General features: G+C 64.3%; 16 protein-coding genes and 1 pseudogene. 13 read left to right on the top strand and 4 right to left on the bottom strand.

Going from position 1 to position 15947, the window contains the following annotated elements; translation table 11 throughout:
• Window positions 1-59: 59 nt before the first annotated feature.
• The 7 genes from HWX44_RS07070 (at window position 60) to groL (ending at window position 5625) form a co-directional block, all read left to right on the top strand.
• The gene (locus tag HWX44_RS07070; RefSeq protein WP_046648423.1) at window positions 60-605 is read left to right on the top strand and encodes a hypothetical protein; all 546 of its coding nucleotides are present in this window, start codon (window positions 60-62) and stop codon (window positions 603-605) included.
• Complete coding sequence (gene tsaB, locus HWX44_RS07065) at window positions 605-1297, top strand: tRNA (adenosine(37)-N6)-threonylcarbamoyltransferase complex dimerization subunit type 1 TsaB (RefSeq protein WP_175973957.1); 693 nt, start codon at window positions 605-607, stop codon at window positions 1295-1297. The genes HWX44_RS07070 and tsaB overlap by 1 nt, the downstream gene beginning before the upstream one ends.
• Window positions 1294-1788: a ribosomal protein S18-alanine N-acetyltransferase gene (gene rimI, locus HWX44_RS07060; RefSeq protein WP_049157032.1), complete on the top strand. Its 495-nt coding sequence runs from the start codon at window positions 1294-1296 to the stop codon at window positions 1786-1788. The genes tsaB and rimI overlap by 4 nt, the downstream gene beginning before the upstream one ends.
• Window positions 1782-2834: a tRNA (adenosine(37)-N6)-threonylcarbamoyltransferase complex transferase subunit TsaD gene (gene tsaD / locus HWX44_RS07055; protein WP_175973955.1), complete on the top strand. Its 1053-nt coding sequence runs from the start codon at window positions 1782-1784 to the stop codon at window positions 2832-2834. Before rimI ends, tsaD begins: the two co-directional genes overlap by 7 nt.
• Window positions 2835-2912: 78 nt before the next feature.
• The gene (locus tag HWX44_RS07050; RefSeq protein ID WP_049157036.1) at window positions 2913-3341 is read left to right on the top strand and encodes a hypothetical protein; all 429 of its coding nucleotides are present in this window, start codon (window positions 2913-2915) and stop codon (window positions 3339-3341) included.
• Window positions 3342-3696: 355 nt separating this feature from the next.
• On the top strand, window positions 3697-3996 hold the full coding sequence (gene groES / locus HWX44_RS07045) for a co-chaperone GroES (protein ID WP_167595557.1): 300 nt from the start codon (window positions 3697-3699) through the stop codon (window positions 3994-3996).
• A 12-nt stretch (window positions 3997-4008) separates the two neighbouring features.
• The gene (groL, locus tag HWX44_RS07040; RefSeq protein WP_046648419.1) at window positions 4009-5625 is read left to right on the top strand and encodes a chaperonin GroEL; all 1617 of its coding nucleotides are present in this window, start codon (window positions 4009-4011) and stop codon (window positions 5623-5625) included.
• A 289-nt stretch (window positions 5626-5914) separates the two neighbouring features.
• Here groL and HWX44_RS07035 read toward each other — a convergent pair whose 3' ends face one another.
• Complete coding sequence (locus HWX44_RS07035; RefSeq protein WP_175973953.1) at window positions 5915-6214, bottom strand: WhiB family transcriptional regulator; 300 nt, start codon at window positions 6212-6214, stop codon at window positions 5915-5917.
• 350 nt (window positions 6215-6564) lie between these two features.
• Between HWX44_RS07035 and HWX44_RS07030 the strand changes: the two genes are divergently transcribed.
• Window positions 6565-7182 (top strand): sigma-70 family RNA polymerase sigma factor, encoded by a 618-nt coding sequence (locus HWX44_RS07030; protein ID WP_049157038.1) that lies wholly within the window; start codon window positions 6565-6567, stop codon window positions 7180-7182.
• Between the two features lie 92 nt (window positions 7183-7274).
• Entirely contained in the window at window positions 7275-8117 is an 843-nt protein-coding gene (locus HWX44_RS07025) for a hypothetical protein (RefSeq protein ID WP_046648415.1), read from the top strand.
• Between the two features lie 78 nt (window positions 8118-8195).
• On the opposite strand, the gene HWX44_RS07020 is transcribed toward HWX44_RS07025, so the two are convergent.
• Window positions 8196-8570, bottom strand: a complete 375-nt coding sequence (locus tag HWX44_RS07020) for a DUF5319 domain-containing protein (RefSeq protein WP_046648414.1) — start codon at window positions 8568-8570, stop codon at window positions 8196-8198.
• Between the two features lie 149 nt (window positions 8571-8719).
• On the opposite strand from HWX44_RS07020, the gene guaB reads away from it, so the two are divergent.
• Entirely contained in the window at window positions 8720-10234 is a 1515-nt protein-coding gene (gene guaB / locus HWX44_RS07015) for an IMP dehydrogenase (protein WP_046648413.1), read from the top strand.
• A 9-nt stretch (window positions 10235-10243) separates the two neighbouring features.
• Window positions 10244-11440 (top strand): GuaB3 family IMP dehydrogenase-related protein, encoded by a 1197-nt coding sequence (locus HWX44_RS07010; protein ID WP_175973951.1) that lies wholly within the window; start codon window positions 10244-10246, stop codon window positions 11438-11440.
• A gap of 62 nt (window positions 11441-11502) precedes the next feature.
• Here the strand turns inward: HWX44_RS07010 and HWX44_RS07005 are convergent, their stop codons facing one another.
• On the bottom strand, window positions 11503-12486 hold the full coding sequence (locus HWX44_RS07005; protein ID WP_175973949.1) for an EamA family transporter: 984 nt from the start codon (window positions 12484-12486) through the stop codon (window positions 11503-11505).
• A gap of 74 nt (window positions 12487-12560) precedes the next feature.
• Here HWX44_RS07005 and HWX44_RS07000 point away from each other — a divergent pair, with 74 nt between their 5' ends.
• Both HWX44_RS07000 and guaA read left to right on the top strand, forming a co-directional pair.
• Entirely contained in the window at window positions 12561-13487 is a 927-nt protein-coding gene (locus HWX44_RS07000) for a LysR family transcriptional regulator (RefSeq protein WP_175973947.1), read from the top strand.
• A gap of 24 nt (window positions 13488-13511) precedes the next feature.
• Entirely contained in the window at window positions 13512-15080 is a 1569-nt protein-coding gene (gene guaA / locus HWX44_RS06995) for a glutamine-hydrolyzing GMP synthase (RefSeq protein WP_175973945.1), read from the top strand.
• A gap of 548 nt (window positions 15081-15628) precedes the next feature.
• On the opposite strand, the pseudogene HWX44_RS06990 reads toward guaA, so the two are convergent.
• A pseudogene (locus HWX44_RS06990) lies at window positions 15629-15947 on the bottom strand (HNH endonuclease signature motif containing protein); the annotation flags it as partial.

The following is a 15947-nucleotide window of genomic DNA, read 5'->3' as shown; positions in this document are numbered from 1 at the left end:
CAGGGCGGTCACGTAGGATATCCCCGTACTGAACTCCCTAATATTAGGAGCACATCCCCATGAATAAAATCGGCCAATTCATCACGACCGTCGTCATCGGCGGCTTTGCCATCGTCCTTGGCTTGCTCATCGCGCTGTCCATGACCCGTTCGCCGGAGGAGCCTTCCTCGACGTTGGGTGAAACCTTGGACACGTACCCGAAGAACCTGAGCTTCTCCGCGCTCTTGGTCCCCGACGTCTACGGCCAGGATTGGATTGCCGGTCTCGTCGTCTGCCCGGGTGCTACGGAGCAGCAGCTTGGGGAAGGCGGCGTGGATGTCGCCGGTATCGACTTCGTCGACGGCAAGGTGGCGGAGGATGAGAACTACTTTGTCACCGTCAGCGTCAATCAGGAGTACCAGGTCGAGAAGCTGAACCGCTCCCAGGTGGACCTCTGCTCCGGCGTCCTCGAGCAGGTGGAGATGGCCAAGGCCCAGGGCCAGGACGCTCCGCCGCTGCGCGGCATCCAGCCGGGCGAGCCGCTGCAGTTCCTGCGCGGTGATGACCAGATGTTGCAGCAGGGTGCTGACAATGAGGACGCTCCTGCCTGGCAGTTCGTGGGCTAATGAAGGTCCTCGCACTCGATACCGCCACCACGGATCTGGTCACGGGCATCGTTGACACCGACACCGGGGAGAGCATCGACCGCGTCATCAGCGGTACACGCGCCCACAACGAGCAGCTCATCCCTACCATCGAGGAGCTGCTTGCCGACGCCTCCCTGACCTACCCAGATCTCTCCGCCATCGTCGTGGGCACGGGGCCCGGACCGTTTACCGGCCTGCGCGTGGGCATGGCCACCGCCTCCGCGTTGGGCGTGGCCCTCCACGTGCCGGTACACGGCGTGTGCACCTTGGATGCCATCGCGCATGGGCGCGCGGGGGAGTGGCTGGTGGCCATCGACGCCCGCCGCAAAGAGGTCTACTGGGCCACCTATGACGAAGGGGAGCGCCGTAGCGGCCCGAACGTATCGAAGCCGGAAACCCTCGATCTGAGCGCCGCCGGACTTTCGAGTCCGGAGACCGCGCGCCTAGTGTTCCCAGAGTCCATCGCCCCGCGTTTGCCGGAAGGTATCGCTGACCTTCCCCGCGAGTGGGCCACACCGCGCGCCGCGGGTTTGGTGGCCTGCGCTGATCTGTCCGCTGAACCCGCGCCACTCGTCCCGCTCTACCTGCGCCGTCCCGATGCCGTGGAGCCACAGACCAAGCCGCGCTCGGCCGCGCTCGTCGGCGGCATCGAGGACACTCCCGAATCATGAGGCTGCGCCCACTGACCCCCGCGGACGCGCCGCGCTGTGCTGAGCTCGAGAAAGTCCTCTTCCCCGGCGAACACCCATGGCCGGCGCATGCCTTCGAGCAGGAAATCGCGGCGGGCCACACCACCTACTGGGCGGTTGACGCAAGCGTCAACCGCGAAGACCACAACGACAACCGCGCGGAAGTTCTCGGTTACGCCGGCGTGGGACGGATGGGGCCTGCCGCCTGGCCGGAGTACGAAATCCACACCATCGGCGTCGACCCCGCCGCCCAGCGGCGCGGCATCGCGCGGCTGATGATGGACGCCATCGTCGAGCTTGCAGATTCCCACGACGCGCCCATCTTCCTCGAAGTGCGCGTGGGCAACGATCCGGCCATCCGCCTCTACGAGGCCTATGATTTTGTCATCAACGGCCTGCGCCGCAACTACTATCAGCCCTCCGGCGCGGACGCCCACACCATGTACCGACCACGAAAGAGTGAGAGATGTTAATCCTCGGCATCGAGTCCTCCTGCGACGAAACCGGCGTGGGCATCATCGAGCTGTCTGAGAATGGACACATGGAGATCCGAGCCGACGTCGTCGCCTCCTCCATGGAGCAGCACGCCCGCTTCGGCGGTGTGGTTCCGGAGATCGCCTCCCGCGCCCACCTCGAAGCCATGCCGCAGGTGATGAAGGCGGCGTTGGAGGAGGCGGGCATCGAGAAGCCCGATGCGGTGGCCGCCACCGTGGGGCCCGGCCTCGCCGGTGCACTCCTCGTCGGGGCGTCGGCAGCCAAGGCCTTCGCCTCCGCGTGGGGCGTGCCTTTCTACGGCGTCAACCACCTCGGCGGGCACGTCGCGGGGGCCAACCTCGAGGGCGAGGAGCTGCCGCACTCGGTGGCGCTGCTCGTCTCTGGCGGTCACACGCAGCTGCTCGAGGTGGAGGCCGTGGGCAAACCCATGAAGGAGCTGGGAACCACGCTTGACGACGCAGCCGGCGAAGCCTACGACAAAGTTTCCCGCCTCCTGGGGTTGGGGTATCCGGGAGGGCCGGTCATCGATAAGCTGGCCGTCCAAGGAAAGCCCACCATCGACCTGCCGCGAGGTTTGTCCAAGGCCGAGGACCTGCGCGGGCCCAACCGCCACAATTTCTCCTTCTCGGGACTCAAGACGGCGGTGGCACGCCACGTGGAAAAGGCCGAGCGCGAGGGCACCACGGTCCAGGTTGAGGACCTGTGTGCTTCCTTCCAGGAGGCGGTGGCTGATGTGCTCACCGCCAAGGCCGTGCGCGCCTGTCAGGATACAGGCGCCAAGGTGCTGCTGCTCGGTGGCGGCGTGGCGGCGAACTCGCGCCTGCGGGCCTTGGCGGCGAAGCGCTGCGAATCTGCGGGCATCGAGCTGCGCGTGCCGCGTTTCAAGCTGTGCACCGACAATGGTGTGATGATCGCCGCGGTGGCTGCCCAGCTCATCCACGAAGGCGCTGAACCTTCCGGCCTGGCGTGTGGGACCGATACGCAGCTTGAGGTGGAGGTTCCGCTCGTGGCCGCTGCGCGCTAGCGGATGCGCAACCTCCAGGGTGCCGGTAGTGTGATGACCGATAATCGTCCGGCTCACACACAAGGAGCTCACACCGCTATGACCACTGGATTCCTCGTTAACCCTGACCTGTCCCGTCGCATCATCGAGTTTGAGCTCGAACAGGCAAATCAATTCCTCGGTGGTACCACCGAGGATCGCGTTTCCGTGGCCTTCCAGGATGATGGCCAGACCTACGCGGCGTTGTTCAACCCGAACGCGAAGGCTGACGACGCCGACCCGAACCCGGTGGCCTCCCTGGCCCGCAACGCCGCCGCTACCGGCAACTCCGCTTTCCTGCAGGACCCGATCCGCTCCATCTGCGGCCCAGTCATCTTCGTCACTGCCGACGGCGACGACAAGAACATCGACGAGGTCGTCGAGGCCGTTGAGCACGGTATCCGCGCGGTGAAGAACTACCGCGAGGATAACCCGGAGGAATACAACCTGTGGCGCGCGGCCGTCATCAACTCCGATAAGCAGGTTTAAATTCGTAAATCCCATAAGTAGGCCTAGGGTGCGTTAGCGCAGCCCTCAGGAACCCAAGGACGCGACGGCTCGTATCGAGTCCGAGCGTCTTTGGCCGTTTTCGAGACGCTCTCCGGTTCTATTGGCCGAGGTTGCGGCGGGAATCATGACAACTCTCGCGCGCGCGAGGGCGGCGTTCGCGGAGGGCGAACGGGTTGGCGGCCCGGGCTGTTGAGGGCTAGCAGTCGCGAGGGTAGAGTGCTAGGCAGGTTGTTTTGACCCACAGTTGTTCACCCGCGACGACGGCTGTGCTGGGCTACCCACAACCGGCACACGCGCGTCCACGTGGGCGCGCATTAAGAACACTTTGGAGGAAATCATCATGGCAAACATCAAGCCGCTGGAGGACAAGGTCCTCGTCCAGATCGTTGAAGCTGAGACCACCACTGCGTCCGGCCTGGTTATCCCGGACTCCGCCAAGGAGAAGCCGCAGGAGGCCACCGTCGTAGCCGTTGGCCCGGGCCGCACCAACGATAAGGGCGAGGTTGTCCCGGTTGGCGTTAACGAGGGTGACACCGTCATCTTCTCCAAGTACGGCGGCACCGAGCTGAAGTACGACGGCCAGGAGTACCTCCTGCTGTCCGCTCGTGATCTGCTCGCTGTCATCGAGAAGTAGGCGATTAACCCTATGCCAAAACTGATTGCATTTGACCAGGAGGCCCGCGAGGGCATCCAGCGCGGCGTTGACACGCTTGCCGACGCCGTCAAGGTCACCCTCGGCCCCCGCGGCCGCAACGTCGTGCTGTCTAAGGCTTTTGGTGGCCCGACCGTCACGAATGACGGCGTCACCATCGCCCGCGACATTGATCTCGACGATCCTTTTGAGAACCTCGGCGCCCAGCTGGTGAAGTCCGTGGCCGTCAAGACCAACGACATCGCCGGTGACGGCACCACCACCGCCACCTTGCTGGCCCAGGCACTCGTCTTCGAAGGCCTGCGCAACGTTGCTGCCGGCGCTAACCCGGTGGAGCTCAACAAGGGCATCGCCGCGGCGGCTGAGAAGGTCGTCGAGGAGCTCAAGAAGCGCGCCACCCCGGTGAACTCCTCCGCGGAGATCTCCCAGGTTGCCACCGTGTCCTCCCGCGATGCGGAGGTCGGCGAGATGGTTGCCGGCGCGATGGACAAGGTGGGCAAGGACGGCGTCGTGACCGTCGAGGAGTCCCAGACCATCGAGTCCACCGTGGACGTTACTGAGGGTATTTCCTTCGACAAGGGCTACCTCTCCCCGTACTTCGCAACGGAGGAGGAGACCTACAACGCCGTGCTTGACGACGCCGCAATTCTCCTCGTCCGCAACAAGATCTCCTCCCTGCCGGACTTCTTGCCGCTGCTGGAGAAGATCGCGGAGTCCTCGCGCCCGACGCTCATTATTGCAGAGGACATCGAGGGCGAGCCGCTGCAGGCGCTCGTCGTGAACTCCATCCGCAAGGTCCTCAAGGTCGCCGCCGTGAAGTCCCCGTACTTCGGTGAGCGTCGCAAGGGCTTCATGGATGACCTGGCTGTTGTCACCGGTGCTACGGTCGTCGACCCGGAGGTTGGCATCAACCTCAAGGAGGTCGGCCCGGAGGTTCTCGGTTCCGCACGTCGCGTCACCGTGTCCAAGGAGGACACCGTGATCGTGGATGGTGCAGGTACTGCCGAGGCCGTCGAGGAGCGCCGCGAGCAGCTGCGCCGCGAGATCGAGCGCACCGATTCCACCTGGGATAAGGAGAAGCTCGAGGAGCGTCTGGCCAAGCTGTCTGGCGGTGTTGCCGTCATCCGCGTTGGTGCCGCTACCGAGACCGAGGTCAACGAGCGCAAGCTGCGCGTCGAGGACGCCATCAACGCCGCCCGCGCGGCCGTTGAAGAGGGCGTTATCGCTGGCGGCGGCTCCGCGCTGGTCCAGATCTCCCAGGAGCTTGAGGCCTTCGCCGAGGGCTTCGAGGGCGAGGCCAAGATCGGTGTGCTGGCCGTGGCCCGCGCGCTGACCCGCCCGGCCTACTGGATCGCCGAGAACGCAGGCCTGGACGGATCCGTCGTGGTCGCCCACGTTGCCGAGAAGGCCAACGGCGAGGGCTTCAACGCCGCCACCCTGGAGTACGGCAACCTGCTCGAGCAGGGCATCATCGACCCGGTGAAGGTCACCCACTCCGCCGTGGTCAACGCCGCCTCCGTGGCCCGCATGGTGCTCACCACCGAGGCTTCCGTGGTGGAGAAGCCCGCCGAGGAGGAACCGGCACAGGCAGGCCACGCGCACGCCCACTAAAAGCGCGGGGAAACAACGTTTCTCCGGGAATAGCAAAGAGCTACAAGAAAAGGCCCGTCGCCCAAGCCCCGTACGTGGGGAAGGGGCTGCGGGCCTTTGTCCTGCATTCACCGGTGACTCACCGGTGAGCAACTGTTCTACGGAGCTAGCCGTGCTATCCCCTGGGATGTGGGCACGGAATCCGGGGGTTGCCTCGACGCGAAGACTGTCGGTACGAGCGGGAAATGATGCTACCTAAAGAAACCACGCGTCTGGCCCCGTTACGGCTACGAAGCGTGAAGCGAGGGGCTTAGGCGCTGACGGTGGTGTGAGCGTCGCGCGAGCGCAGAGCCACGACGCGCTCAGATTCACTCATGCCGCCCCACACGCCGTAGGGCTCGCCGGAGGCCAGGGCATGTTCGCGGCACATTTCGATGACTGGGCAGGTGTGGCAGATCGCCTTGGCGCGGCTTTCACGCTGAGCACGGGCGCGCCCGCGCTCGCCGTCCGGGTGGTAGAACACGTCAGAGTTTTCTCCACGGCATGCCCCGTGGAGCTGCCAATCCCAAAAGTCCGCATTCGGCCCGGGGAGCAGGAAGGACTGAGACACGTTCGATTCTCCTTAATCAAAGATAGAGTGCCCGGGTGCGCATCGTGCTGTGGGCAAGCCTTTGCACGGGGTGGCGCCCTGAGCACCGGGGCGAGGTGAGACGAGATAGAAGTGTGTCCCCCTTGGGTAAACGGCGCGTTACGCAATGCTGACATGTAGGTGTAGCAAGCCGAAAACTCTCACTTTTACCCTTGATGACCTGCACCTACATCTAAGATGAACGGTGTATGAACTTTTCTCATAGCTGCTGAAGGGCGGGGAATAGGCCCGTCGTTTCGGGTTTCAACCAAAGGTTGTGACATGATATTCGTGCAGAATATGAACTAATACACCAAGCAGAACAAGCAAGGATGGCAGTGGCTACTCAAGCTACAGACGCGAGCGGCTCCTCAGCGGCGTCGAAGCGCGACAGCGATAAGGAATTAGCGGACCTCGTTCCGCTCGCTGTCGACGGTAGCCGCCGCGCCCTACAGCGCATCATGCGCATTATTCACCCGCAGGTCCTGCGCTATTGCCGCGCCCGCATCGGCGGCCACCGTCAGCCCACGGCGGAGGATGTGGCGCAGGAAATCTGCTTGGCGGTAGCGACGTCGATTGGCACGTACAAGGACAAGGGCCGCCCGTTTATGGCCTACGTGTATGGCATCGCTGCCCACAAGGTGACCGACGCCCACCGCGCCCTCAGCCGCGATCAGACCCATCCCACGGACGACGTCCCGGAAGACGCCGCTGAGGACGCTACCCCCGAAGAATCCGCTCTGGTCATGGACGGTAGTAACAGAGTGCGGGCCATGCTCGATACGTTAAGTGACAAGGCCCGGGACATTATCATTTTGCGTGTGTTCGTGGGGCTGTCGGCAGAGGAGACCGCAGAAATTGTGGAGTCCACCCCTGGCGCAGTCCGCGTGGCACAGCATCGTGCACTGGCGCAATTGCGCAAATCCCTCGACTCGCACGAGACGCAATGAACCAGCAGTGGGGCTAGCACAAGCTAGCAGTGAGCCATCGGCACTTGGCACCGACAAGTTAAGAATTTCTCTATCAAGGAAGGGAGGACATCGTGGCAAAGAAGGACCAGCCTCAGCAGGGCGTCGCTGAGCAGCTGCAGCCTTTGGTTGATGATGATGCATTCCTCACCACTCTCTCCGAAGGAACGGATCCCTCTGATGGCGGTGATGAGCTGGCAGGGCTCCTGCTGGAGTTGCGCGGGGACGTCGAAAAGCAGATGCCCCCGGCCCCGCTCATCGAAGGCGCGGACGAAGAGCCGGAGGTTATTTCCCTGGATGCGGCACGTCGCCGTCGTCGGGGCAAGCCATTCATCCACGGCCTCATCGGCGCGGCCGCAGCTACGCTGCTGATCGCGGGTAGCGGAGCGGTGGTCGTCAACGCCGGCCCGGGATCGCCGCTTTATGGCGTGAATCAGTCGCTCTTCGGCACGAACAATGAGGATGTGTCCGTAGTGGAGCTCGCTGGAACGCTCGACGAAATGGAAAAGCGTTCCGCGCAGGGAGACATGGACGGCACCCGCCAGTTGCTCGAAGAAGCCCGGAAGATGGTGGACCAGGCCAAGCGGGAACGCGAGGCAGAAGCGCCGCGTACGACGAGGCAGCAGCCCCGCGCCACGGTGACGCAGACGCAGACCGTGGAAAAGCCCGTTCCGGTGGAAGAGGAGCAGCCGCCGCAGGAGCCGGCAACCGTCACGCAGACCCAGACTGCAGTGTCCACCGTTGTGGTCACCCAGACGGTGTCGGCCGGTAACCCGCTGAACCCTCCAGCGCCTACTTACCCGGAGCCGAGCCAGCCGGGTGGTGGCGAGCAGCCAACGCCTCCGCAGGGCGGTAACTCCGACGGGGATGGTACTGGGGATAACGGCCAACTCCCGCCGCCGCAGTTCCAGCAATAAAACGCACAGAACCTCTCCTTCCTATAGCAGGGAGGAGAGGTTCTTTCGTTGTGTAAGGCGCGATACTTAATCCGCGCGTTAGTAGCGCGAATCCATACCGTCAAGGTAGCCCACCGCATAATCCCACGGGACGTAGCGCATGGGGTCCGGCTCCGCGCCCGGCTCGTGGACAGGGGCGAGCTGGCCTGCCAGCGTGGCCTGCATGTTGGAGGCCATGATGTCCCACTCGTAGAAGTGGTTTTCCTCGCAGTCCTCGCAGAAAAAGAAAATGCCGTCGATGCCGCGCGGGCTGAGAACGCGCGCGAACTCTTGGACCATGGCCAGATCGTGGATGACGGCGAGACGGTCCTCCTCGGACAGCGGCTCGACGTGGTCCTCCTCCTCGAGGAAGGAAGCTGGGTCGTTGGGATCGTCCGCGAAAGGATCGCGGGGCATGTTGGCGAAAAAGTTCACGTCTGCGAGCCTATTAACTCCGTGCGCGCATAGCAATTCTCTCTCGACACCGATTCGTCCACCCACGGCTACCACTACGGGGCGTCCACGCACTACAGTGAGGGCTACCGCATAAAACTATCTGGTCAGTTTAGGAGAGCCCCACCCTCATGAGCCACGTCCACACCGGCGGAGACAACCCCGACAAGATTGCACTCTACGGCCTTACTTTTGATGATGTCCTGCTGTTGCCGGCAGAATCCAACGTCGTTCCCTCCGAGGTGGATACCTCGGCGCAGTTCACCCGCAACATTCGCCTCGGCGTGCCGCTGGCTTCCGCCGCGATGGACACCGTGACCGAGGCCCGCATGGCCATCGGCATGGCCCGTCAAGGTGGCATTGGCGTCCTGCACCGCAACCTCTCTGCTGAGGATCAGGCGCAGCAGGTGGAAATTGTGAAGCGCTCCGAGTCCGGCATGGTGACCGACCCGGTCACCGCCACCCCGGACATGACTATCGACGAGGTGGACACGCTGTGCGCGCGGTTCCGGATTTCGGGTCTGCCGGTCGTCGATAAGCAGGGCACCCTCGTGGGCATCTGCACCAACCGTGACATGCGCTTCGAGCCGGATTTCTCCCGCAAGGTCTCCGAGATTATGACCCCGATGCCGCTGGTTGTGGCCAAGGAAGGCGTCAGCAAGGAGGAGGCGCTGGCGCTGCTGTCCGCCAACAAGGTGGAGAAGCTGCCCATCGTCAACGATGAGAACAAGCTCGTTGGCCTCATCACCGTCAAGGACTTTGTCAAGACTGAACAGTTCCCCAACGCCTCCAAGGATGCTTCCGGGCGCCTGCTCGTGGCCGCCGGCATTGGCACCGGTGAGGAGTCCTACCAGCGCGCAGGCCAGCTTGTCGACGCCGGCGTAGACGTCCTCGTCGTCGACTCCGCCCACGCCCACAACAACCGCGTGCTGGAGATGGTCTCCCGCGTGCAGAAGGACTTCGGCGACCGCATTGACGTCATTGGCGGCAACCTGGCCACCCGTGAAGCAGCCCGCGACATGATTGAGGCCGGCGCCGACGCCATCAAGGTCGGCATCGGACCTGGATCCATTTGCACCACGCGCGTCGTGGCGGGCGTAGGTGCCCCGCAGATCACCGCCATCATGGAGGCCGCCGCCGTGGCAGGCCCGGCAGGTGTGCCGGTTATCGGCGATGGCGGTATGCAGTACTCCGGTGACGTCGCCAAGGCCTTGGCAGCCGGCGCCGATGCCGTCATGCTGGGCTCCATGCTGGCCGGCACCACGGAGGCGCCGGGTGACATCGTCGTGGTCCAGGGCAAGCAGTACAAGCGTTACCGTGGAATGGGCTCCATGGGGGCCATGCAGGGCCGCGGCCTGACGGGTGAGAAGCGCTCCTACTCCAAGGACCGTTACTTCCAGGCCGACGTCAAGAGCGAGGACAAGCTAGTGCCGGAGGGCGTCGAGGGACGCGTGCCATTCCGCGGTGATATCGATGCCATCGTCCACCAGATTGTGGGCGGCCTGCGCGCCTCGATGGGCTACACCGGCTCCGCCACCTTGGCTGAGCTCAAGACCAAGCAGTTTGTCCAGATCACCGCTGCGGGCCTCAAGGAGTCTCACCCGCACCACCTTCAGCAGATCGTCGAAGCTCCGAACTACCGCTAAGGACTAACAATGCGCGATTACGTAGAAATCGGCGTCGGCCGCGAGGCACGCCGCACCTATGACCTGAACCAGATCTCCCTGGTGCCGACTCGCCGCACCCGTTCCTCCAAGGATGTGGACACCTCGTGGCACATCGATGCCTACACTTTTGACGTGCCGTTCGTCTCGGCGTCGACCGATGCGCTGGCCACTCCCGAGTTCGTTATCGAGATGGGCAAGCAGGGCGGCCTCGGTGTTATCAACGCAGAGGGCTTGTGGGGCCGTCACGAGGATCTGGAGGGCGCGATTGCCCGCGTGACGGAGAACTTCGGCGACCTGTCCACGCTGCAGGAGCTGCACGCAGCACCCCTGAATGAGGAGTTGCTGGCAGAGCGCATCGCGCAGGTGCGCGATTCCGGCGTGACCGTGGCCGTGCGCGTCTCCCCGCAGCACGCCCGCGAGCTGGCGCCCGTGGTTATTAAGGCCGGCGCGGAGCTGCTGTTCATCCACGGCACTTTGATTTCCGCCGAGCACGTGCAGACTGGCGGCGAGCCGCTCAACTTGAAGGAGTTCATCGGCTCGCTGGATACCCCGGTGATTGCCGGTGGCGTGGCGGATTACACCACGGCGCTGCACCTGATGCGCGCGGGTGCTGCGGGCATCATCGTTGGCTCCGGTGTGAACACCAACCCGGAGACCGTGGGCATTGATATCCCCATGGCGACGACCATCGCGGATGTTGCGGCCGCACGCCGCGACTACTTGGATGAGACTGGGGGCCGCTACGTGCACGTGCTTGCCGACGGCGACATCTTCACCTCCGCAGACATCGCCAAGGCCATTGCCTGTGGCGCCGATGGTGTCGTTCTAGGGCCAGTGCTGGCCCGCGCGGCGGAGGCCGGCGGCAAGGGCTGGTACTGGCCGTCCACGGCCGGCCACCCGCGTTTCCCGCGCGGCCTCATCGAGCCGATTGGCGTGGCCGATGCCCTCCTGGGCACCGGCACTTCTGGCGCCGATGCTTTTGACGCCGCTGCTTCTGGCAACGCAGCTTCTGGCACCGCCGAGGATGCCTCAGCGGGTGCGCCTTCGTTGGAGGTCGTGCTCCATGGCCCGTCCAACGAACCGCTGGGTGAGCTCAACTTGGTTGGCGGGCTGAAGCGCGCCATGGCAAAGTGCGGCTACACGGATCTGAAGTCCTTCCAGAAGGTTGGTCTGGCCGTCCGCTAGCCCTGCAGGCGCAGCTTCCCCCGTTGGGGCGCTGCGCCGCTCAGCCTGCCTCGGGACGGAGTTTACTTCGCTGCCTCGGCGTCCTTTGTGCTGAGCACTGGACTCACTGCTGGATCAGAGCTGCGATTGCGTGGCTTGTGAAACCGCGGTAGCCGGGGCTTCTTCAGGCGGCGTGGGCGCAGTGCCACCTTGCGGAAAACCACGCGCCCGCGCGCCGGCGCCATGGTTTGCAGCACCGAGGCCACCACCACCAGCCCGATAGCTGCCAGCTTGAGCTGAGAAATATTCTGTGAAAGCAGAATCCAGCCAAAGAGCGCGGCGAAAACGGGCTCCAAAGCGATCAAGATGGAAAAGACGTTGGGGGCGAGCCTGCGCAGCGCAATGAATTCCAACGAATAGGGGATGAGCGAGGCCAGCACGCCCGTGCCCAGGGCAAACAGCAATAGGGTGGGGTCGCTGGCCAACGCCACCGCCCCGCGCCCACCCACTGGCAGGAGCACGAGGCCGCCGATGAGGAAAGCCATAGCCAAGCCGTCTGCACCGCTAAAGAGCGCCCCAGCCTTCTTGCTGGCCAAGATATAAGCAGCCCACATCGCGCCGGCGCACAGCAAGAAGAACACACCTCGCAGGTTGAGGGGAGCTCCGTTGAAGGAGTCCAGGCCCATCAGGCCCATGCCGAGAAGGGCGAGGGCGACGCAGGTGGCGTCGCGAAGCGAGCGCGAGAGGCACGCCGCCAGCAGTAGCGGGCCGAGGAACTCGATGGTGACCGCAGGACCCAGCGCAACGAGCTCGATGCCGGCGTAGAAGAAACCATTCATCAGGCCCAGCGTGAGGCCGAAAATGGTGGCGGAGATCCATTTCTCGCGGCTCCAAGCGCGCACGCGCGGTCGCGCAATGACGAGCAGAATCACGGCGGCGAAAAGCAGACGCAGCGAGGCGGTGCCCCACGGGCCCCCGATGGGGAAAAGCTGAATGGCGAGGCTCGCTCCGAGCTGGATTGAAATACACGAGCCGATGACGCACAGAACGGCAAGGGGATTGGTCATGCAGACCATTGTCGGGTGGGAAGAACTGTTAGTCTATCTACAGTTTTTAACACGTACCTGTTAGGGATTCTGTCATGTTGGATCTGCACCGTCTGCGCATTCTCTACGAGCTGCAACGCCTCGGCACCGTCACCGCTGTGGCGGAATCGCTGCGCTATACGCACTCGGCCATCTCGCAGCAGTTGGCGCAGTGTGAAAAAGACGTCGGCGTGGCGCTCTATGAGAAAGTCGGCCGGCGAGTGCGGTTGACGGAGCAGGGGGAAATCCTTGCCTCTTACGCGGAGCGGATGCTCGCCTTGGCGGATGAGGCCGAGTCACAGGTCATCGCATCAACCAACGCGGTGCGTGGCACGATCAAGGTCACGACGTTTCAAACGATCATGTCCTCGCTGGTCCCGCGGGCGCTGACGGAGCTAGCCAGGGAGTACCCGGACCTGCGCGTGCAGATCATCCAGCGCGAAGCCGATGGCGCGATGGAGCTGCTGGCGCGCCGGGAGGTGGACCTCATCCTGGGTGAAGAGTATGAGTCGGACATGCCCGCCACGGATGAGCACACCCACCGGGAGCTGCTTCTCGACGACCCCCTACGCCTCATCACCCCACTCACCGGCCCCTGGAACACACTGCGCTTAGAGGATTTTGCAGCGTTCGATGGCGAAATCCCTTTTGCCATGGACCCGGAGGAGTTTTTATTGGGGCGCTTCGTCCACCGTCTGTGCCGCCGGCATGGTTTTAGCCCCAGCGTGCTCTATGAAACCCCGGATCCCTTCCTGCACGCTCACCTCGTGCGCACGGGCCACGCGGTGGCGGTGATTTCGGATCTTTTCCTCGAGGAGATCGAAGGCGTACGTGTGGTTGCTTTGCCTGGTAATCCCACTCGCACGCTGTATACCGCGGTGCGCGCTGGGCGCGAGGGGCACCCCGCTCTGCGGGCGTTCCGGGCCGCGTTGGGCAAGGCGGCTGCCACCGCTAAAGATTTCGGTCCGCTCCCTGCGGTCTAGGGCGCAGGTTCTTGCGTTAAACTGATGACCGTGACTAACCCAAATACAACCCCGCGTCCTGTCCTCGTGGTGGACTTTGGCGCCCAGTACGCGCAGCTCATCGCCCGGCGCGTGCGTGAGGCCAACATCTACTCCGAGGTTGTCCCCAATTCCGCCTCCGTGGAGGACATCAAGGCCAAGAACCCGGCCGCGCTGATCCTCTCCGGTGGCCCGTCCTCCGTATACGCGGACGGCGCCCCTGCTCTGAAGCCGGAACTGCTCGAGCTCGGCATCCCGGTCTTTGGTATCTGCTACGGCTTCCAGTCCATGACCCAAGCCCTGGGCGGCACCGTGGCCTCCACTGGTGCCCGCGAGTACGGCCGCACGGACATGACCGTGTCCGGTGGCGTGCTGCACAAGGGCCTGGAGGAAACCCACAAGGTGTGGATGTCTCACGGCGATTCGGTCACTGAAGCCCCGGAGGGCTTTGAGGTGACCGCGTCGTCGGAAGGCGCTCCCGTGGCAGCCTTCGAGTGCCTGTCCAAGCAGATGGCCGGCGTGCAGTATCACCCGGAAGTTCTCCACTCGCCGCACGGCCAGGAGGTGCTTACGCGCTTCCTGACTGAGGTCGCAGGCCTGGAGCAGAACTGGACCGCAGAGAACATTGCGGAGCAGCTCATCAACGATGTGCGCGAGCAGATCGGCGAGGAAGGCCGCGCAATCTGCGCCCTGTCCGGCGGCGTGGATTCCGCCGTGGCCGCTGCCCTCGTGCAGCGCGCCATCGGTGACCGTTTGACCTGTGTCTTCGTCGACCACGGTCTGCTTCGCGCGGGTGAGCGTGAACAGGTGGAGAAGGACTTCGTGGCGTCGACTGGCGCCAAGCTCATCACCGCTGATGAGCGCGAGGCTTTCCTTTCCAAGCTGGCCGGTGTGACCGAGCCGGAGGCCAAGCGTAAGGCCATCGGTGCGGAGTTCATCCGCTCCTTCGAGCGCGCCGTCGACCAGGCCCTGGACGGCCAGGATGCCGCCTTCCTGGTGCAGGGCACGCTGTACCCGGACGTGGTGGAGTCCGGTGGCGGTGACGGTACCGCGAACATTAAGTCCCACCACAACGTGGGCGGCCTGCCTGACGACGTCGAATTCGAGCTCGTCGAGCCGCTCCGCCTGCTCTTCAAGGATGAGGTGCGCGCGGTTGGCCGTGAACTGGGCCTGCCGGAGGAGATCGTGGCGCGCCAGCCCTTCCCGGGCCCGGGCCTGGGTATCCGCATCATCGGCGAGGTCACCGAGGAGCGACTCGAGACGCTGCGCCAGGCGGACCTCATCGCGCGTACCGAGCTGACCAACGCTGGTCTGGACGGCGAGATTTGGCAGTGCCCGGTGGTGCTGCTTGCCGACGTCCGCTCCGTCGGCGTCCAAGGCGATGGCCGCACCTACGGCCACCCGATCGTCCTGCGCCCGGTGTCCTCCGAGGACGCCATGACCGCCGACTGGACGCGCCTGCCGTACGACGTGCTGGAGAAGATTTCCACCCGCATCACCAACGAGGTTAAGGAAGTCAACCGCGTGGTGCTCGACGTGACGTCGAAGCCGCCGGGAACCATCGAGTGGGAGTAAGCGCAGCCGAAAGGCACTGGGACACGCACTGTAGCAGTGCAGTGGAGTATCTCAGTGAGATAGCTCGGTGGTAGAAAGCGGGCAGCGAAGCAAACTCCCAGACGCTGTGTAGCGCGGCCGCGCCTTGAATTAACAGGGCGCGGCCGCGTTCCCCGTTTTCGATCCCCGGCACTCAGCTCCGCGGAATGGGGGCAGATGGCGCGGTGCCAGGCTCCTGCGTACCCTCCAGGGGGTGGTCGCGACAGGCGCCAGTCTGGATGGCGTTAGCGTGCCCGTTGCCAGTATCGACGGCGTTAGTACGCACGGCACAAGGACGCATACCTCTATATCGCGCGCGCGAGTAGCCGCACGCCGAGCAAATTTTCTCAGCGAGCGGCTGGTTAAAGCGGCTGTGTGCCGTAGGGTGTCTCCGGCTGGTGGGGCTGCGGAGCGGCAGCCTGCGACCGGTTGGTTCGGCGGAGCGGTGACCCGCGAGCCGCTGAACCATTGAGCCGGCGGGGTGGCGCTTCCACCGTGAGATCAGGGCGAAGTCTACGGACTAAAAGCACTCATGAACTCGGTGGCGGGTCCGGAGGTTCGCCGGAGTTATGCGGTGGCGCGCCGGAGACAGGGGCTGGTGTCCCACGCGGCGTGGTGCGTGGGTCGGGCGGGCCGGGTGCCGGCGGATCCGTGGATGCGCGAGCTGGCCCCGGAGCGGAGCGCGGCGGGTGGGCCGGGCTTTCAATGGGAATCGGCGGCCCCGCCCACGGCGGCAGGTAGTGCACGCGGCCATCGATGCGGTCGAGGCGCCCGCGGCCGGTGGGCTTTTCTGGATCATCGTCATTGACCGCATTGTGGTATGCACACAGCGGCACCAAGTTGGCCATG

The organism is Corynebacterium sp. Marseille-Q2823, assembly GCF_903645345.1.
In the GTDB taxonomy this organism is placed as follows: Bacteria; Actinomycetota; Actinomycetes; order Mycobacteriales; family Mycobacteriaceae; genus Corynebacterium; species Corynebacterium hiratae.
Note: the sequence above shows the minus strand (reverse complement) of the source record. Positions and strands in the feature narration are given on the sequence as shown.

Excerpts from the sequence above, each read along its gene's own strand:
- HWX44_RS07030 (WP_049157038.1), top strand. The coding sequence starts at position 6,565 with ATGGCAGTGGCTACTCAAGCTACAGACGCGAGCGGCTCCTCAGCGGCG.
- HWX44_RS07070 (WP_046648423.1), top strand. The coding sequence starts at position 60 with ATGAATAAAATCGGCCAATTCATCACGACCGTCGTCATCGGCGGCTTT.
- guaB (WP_046648413.1), top strand. The coding sequence starts at position 8,720 with ATGAGCCACGTCCACACCGGCGGAGACAACCCCGACAAGATTGCACTC.
- guaA (WP_175973945.1), top strand. The coding sequence starts at position 13,512 with ATGACCGTGACTAACCCAAATACAACCCCGCGTCCTGTCCTCGTGGTG.
- rimI (WP_049157032.1), top strand. The coding sequence starts at position 1,294 with ATGAGGCTGCGCCCACTGACCCCCGCGGACGCGCCGCGCTGTGCTGAG.
- tsaB (WP_175973957.1), top strand. The coding sequence starts at position 605 with ATGAAGGTCCTCGCACTCGATACCGCCACCACGGATCTGGTCACGGGC.
- groL (WP_046648419.1), top strand. The coding sequence starts at position 4,009 with ATGCCAAAACTGATTGCATTTGACCAGGAGGCCCGCGAGGGCATCCAG.
- HWX44_RS07010 (WP_175973951.1), top strand. The coding sequence starts at position 10,244 with ATGCGCGATTACGTAGAAATCGGCGTCGGCCGCGAGGCACGCCGCACC.
- HWX44_RS07050 (WP_049157036.1), top strand. The coding sequence starts at position 2,913 with ATGACCACTGGATTCCTCGTTAACCCTGACCTGTCCCGTCGCATCATC.
- HWX44_RS07000 (WP_175973947.1), top strand. The coding sequence starts at position 12,561 with ATGTTGGATCTGCACCGTCTGCGCATTCTCTACGAGCTGCAACGCCTC.
- tsaD (WP_175973955.1), top strand. The coding sequence starts at position 1,782 with ATGTTAATCCTCGGCATCGAGTCCTCCTGCGACGAAACCGGCGTGGGC.
- HWX44_RS07005 (WP_175973949.1), bottom strand. The coding sequence starts at position 12,486 with ATGACCAATCCCCTTGCCGTTCTGTGCGTCATCGGCTCGTGTATTTCA.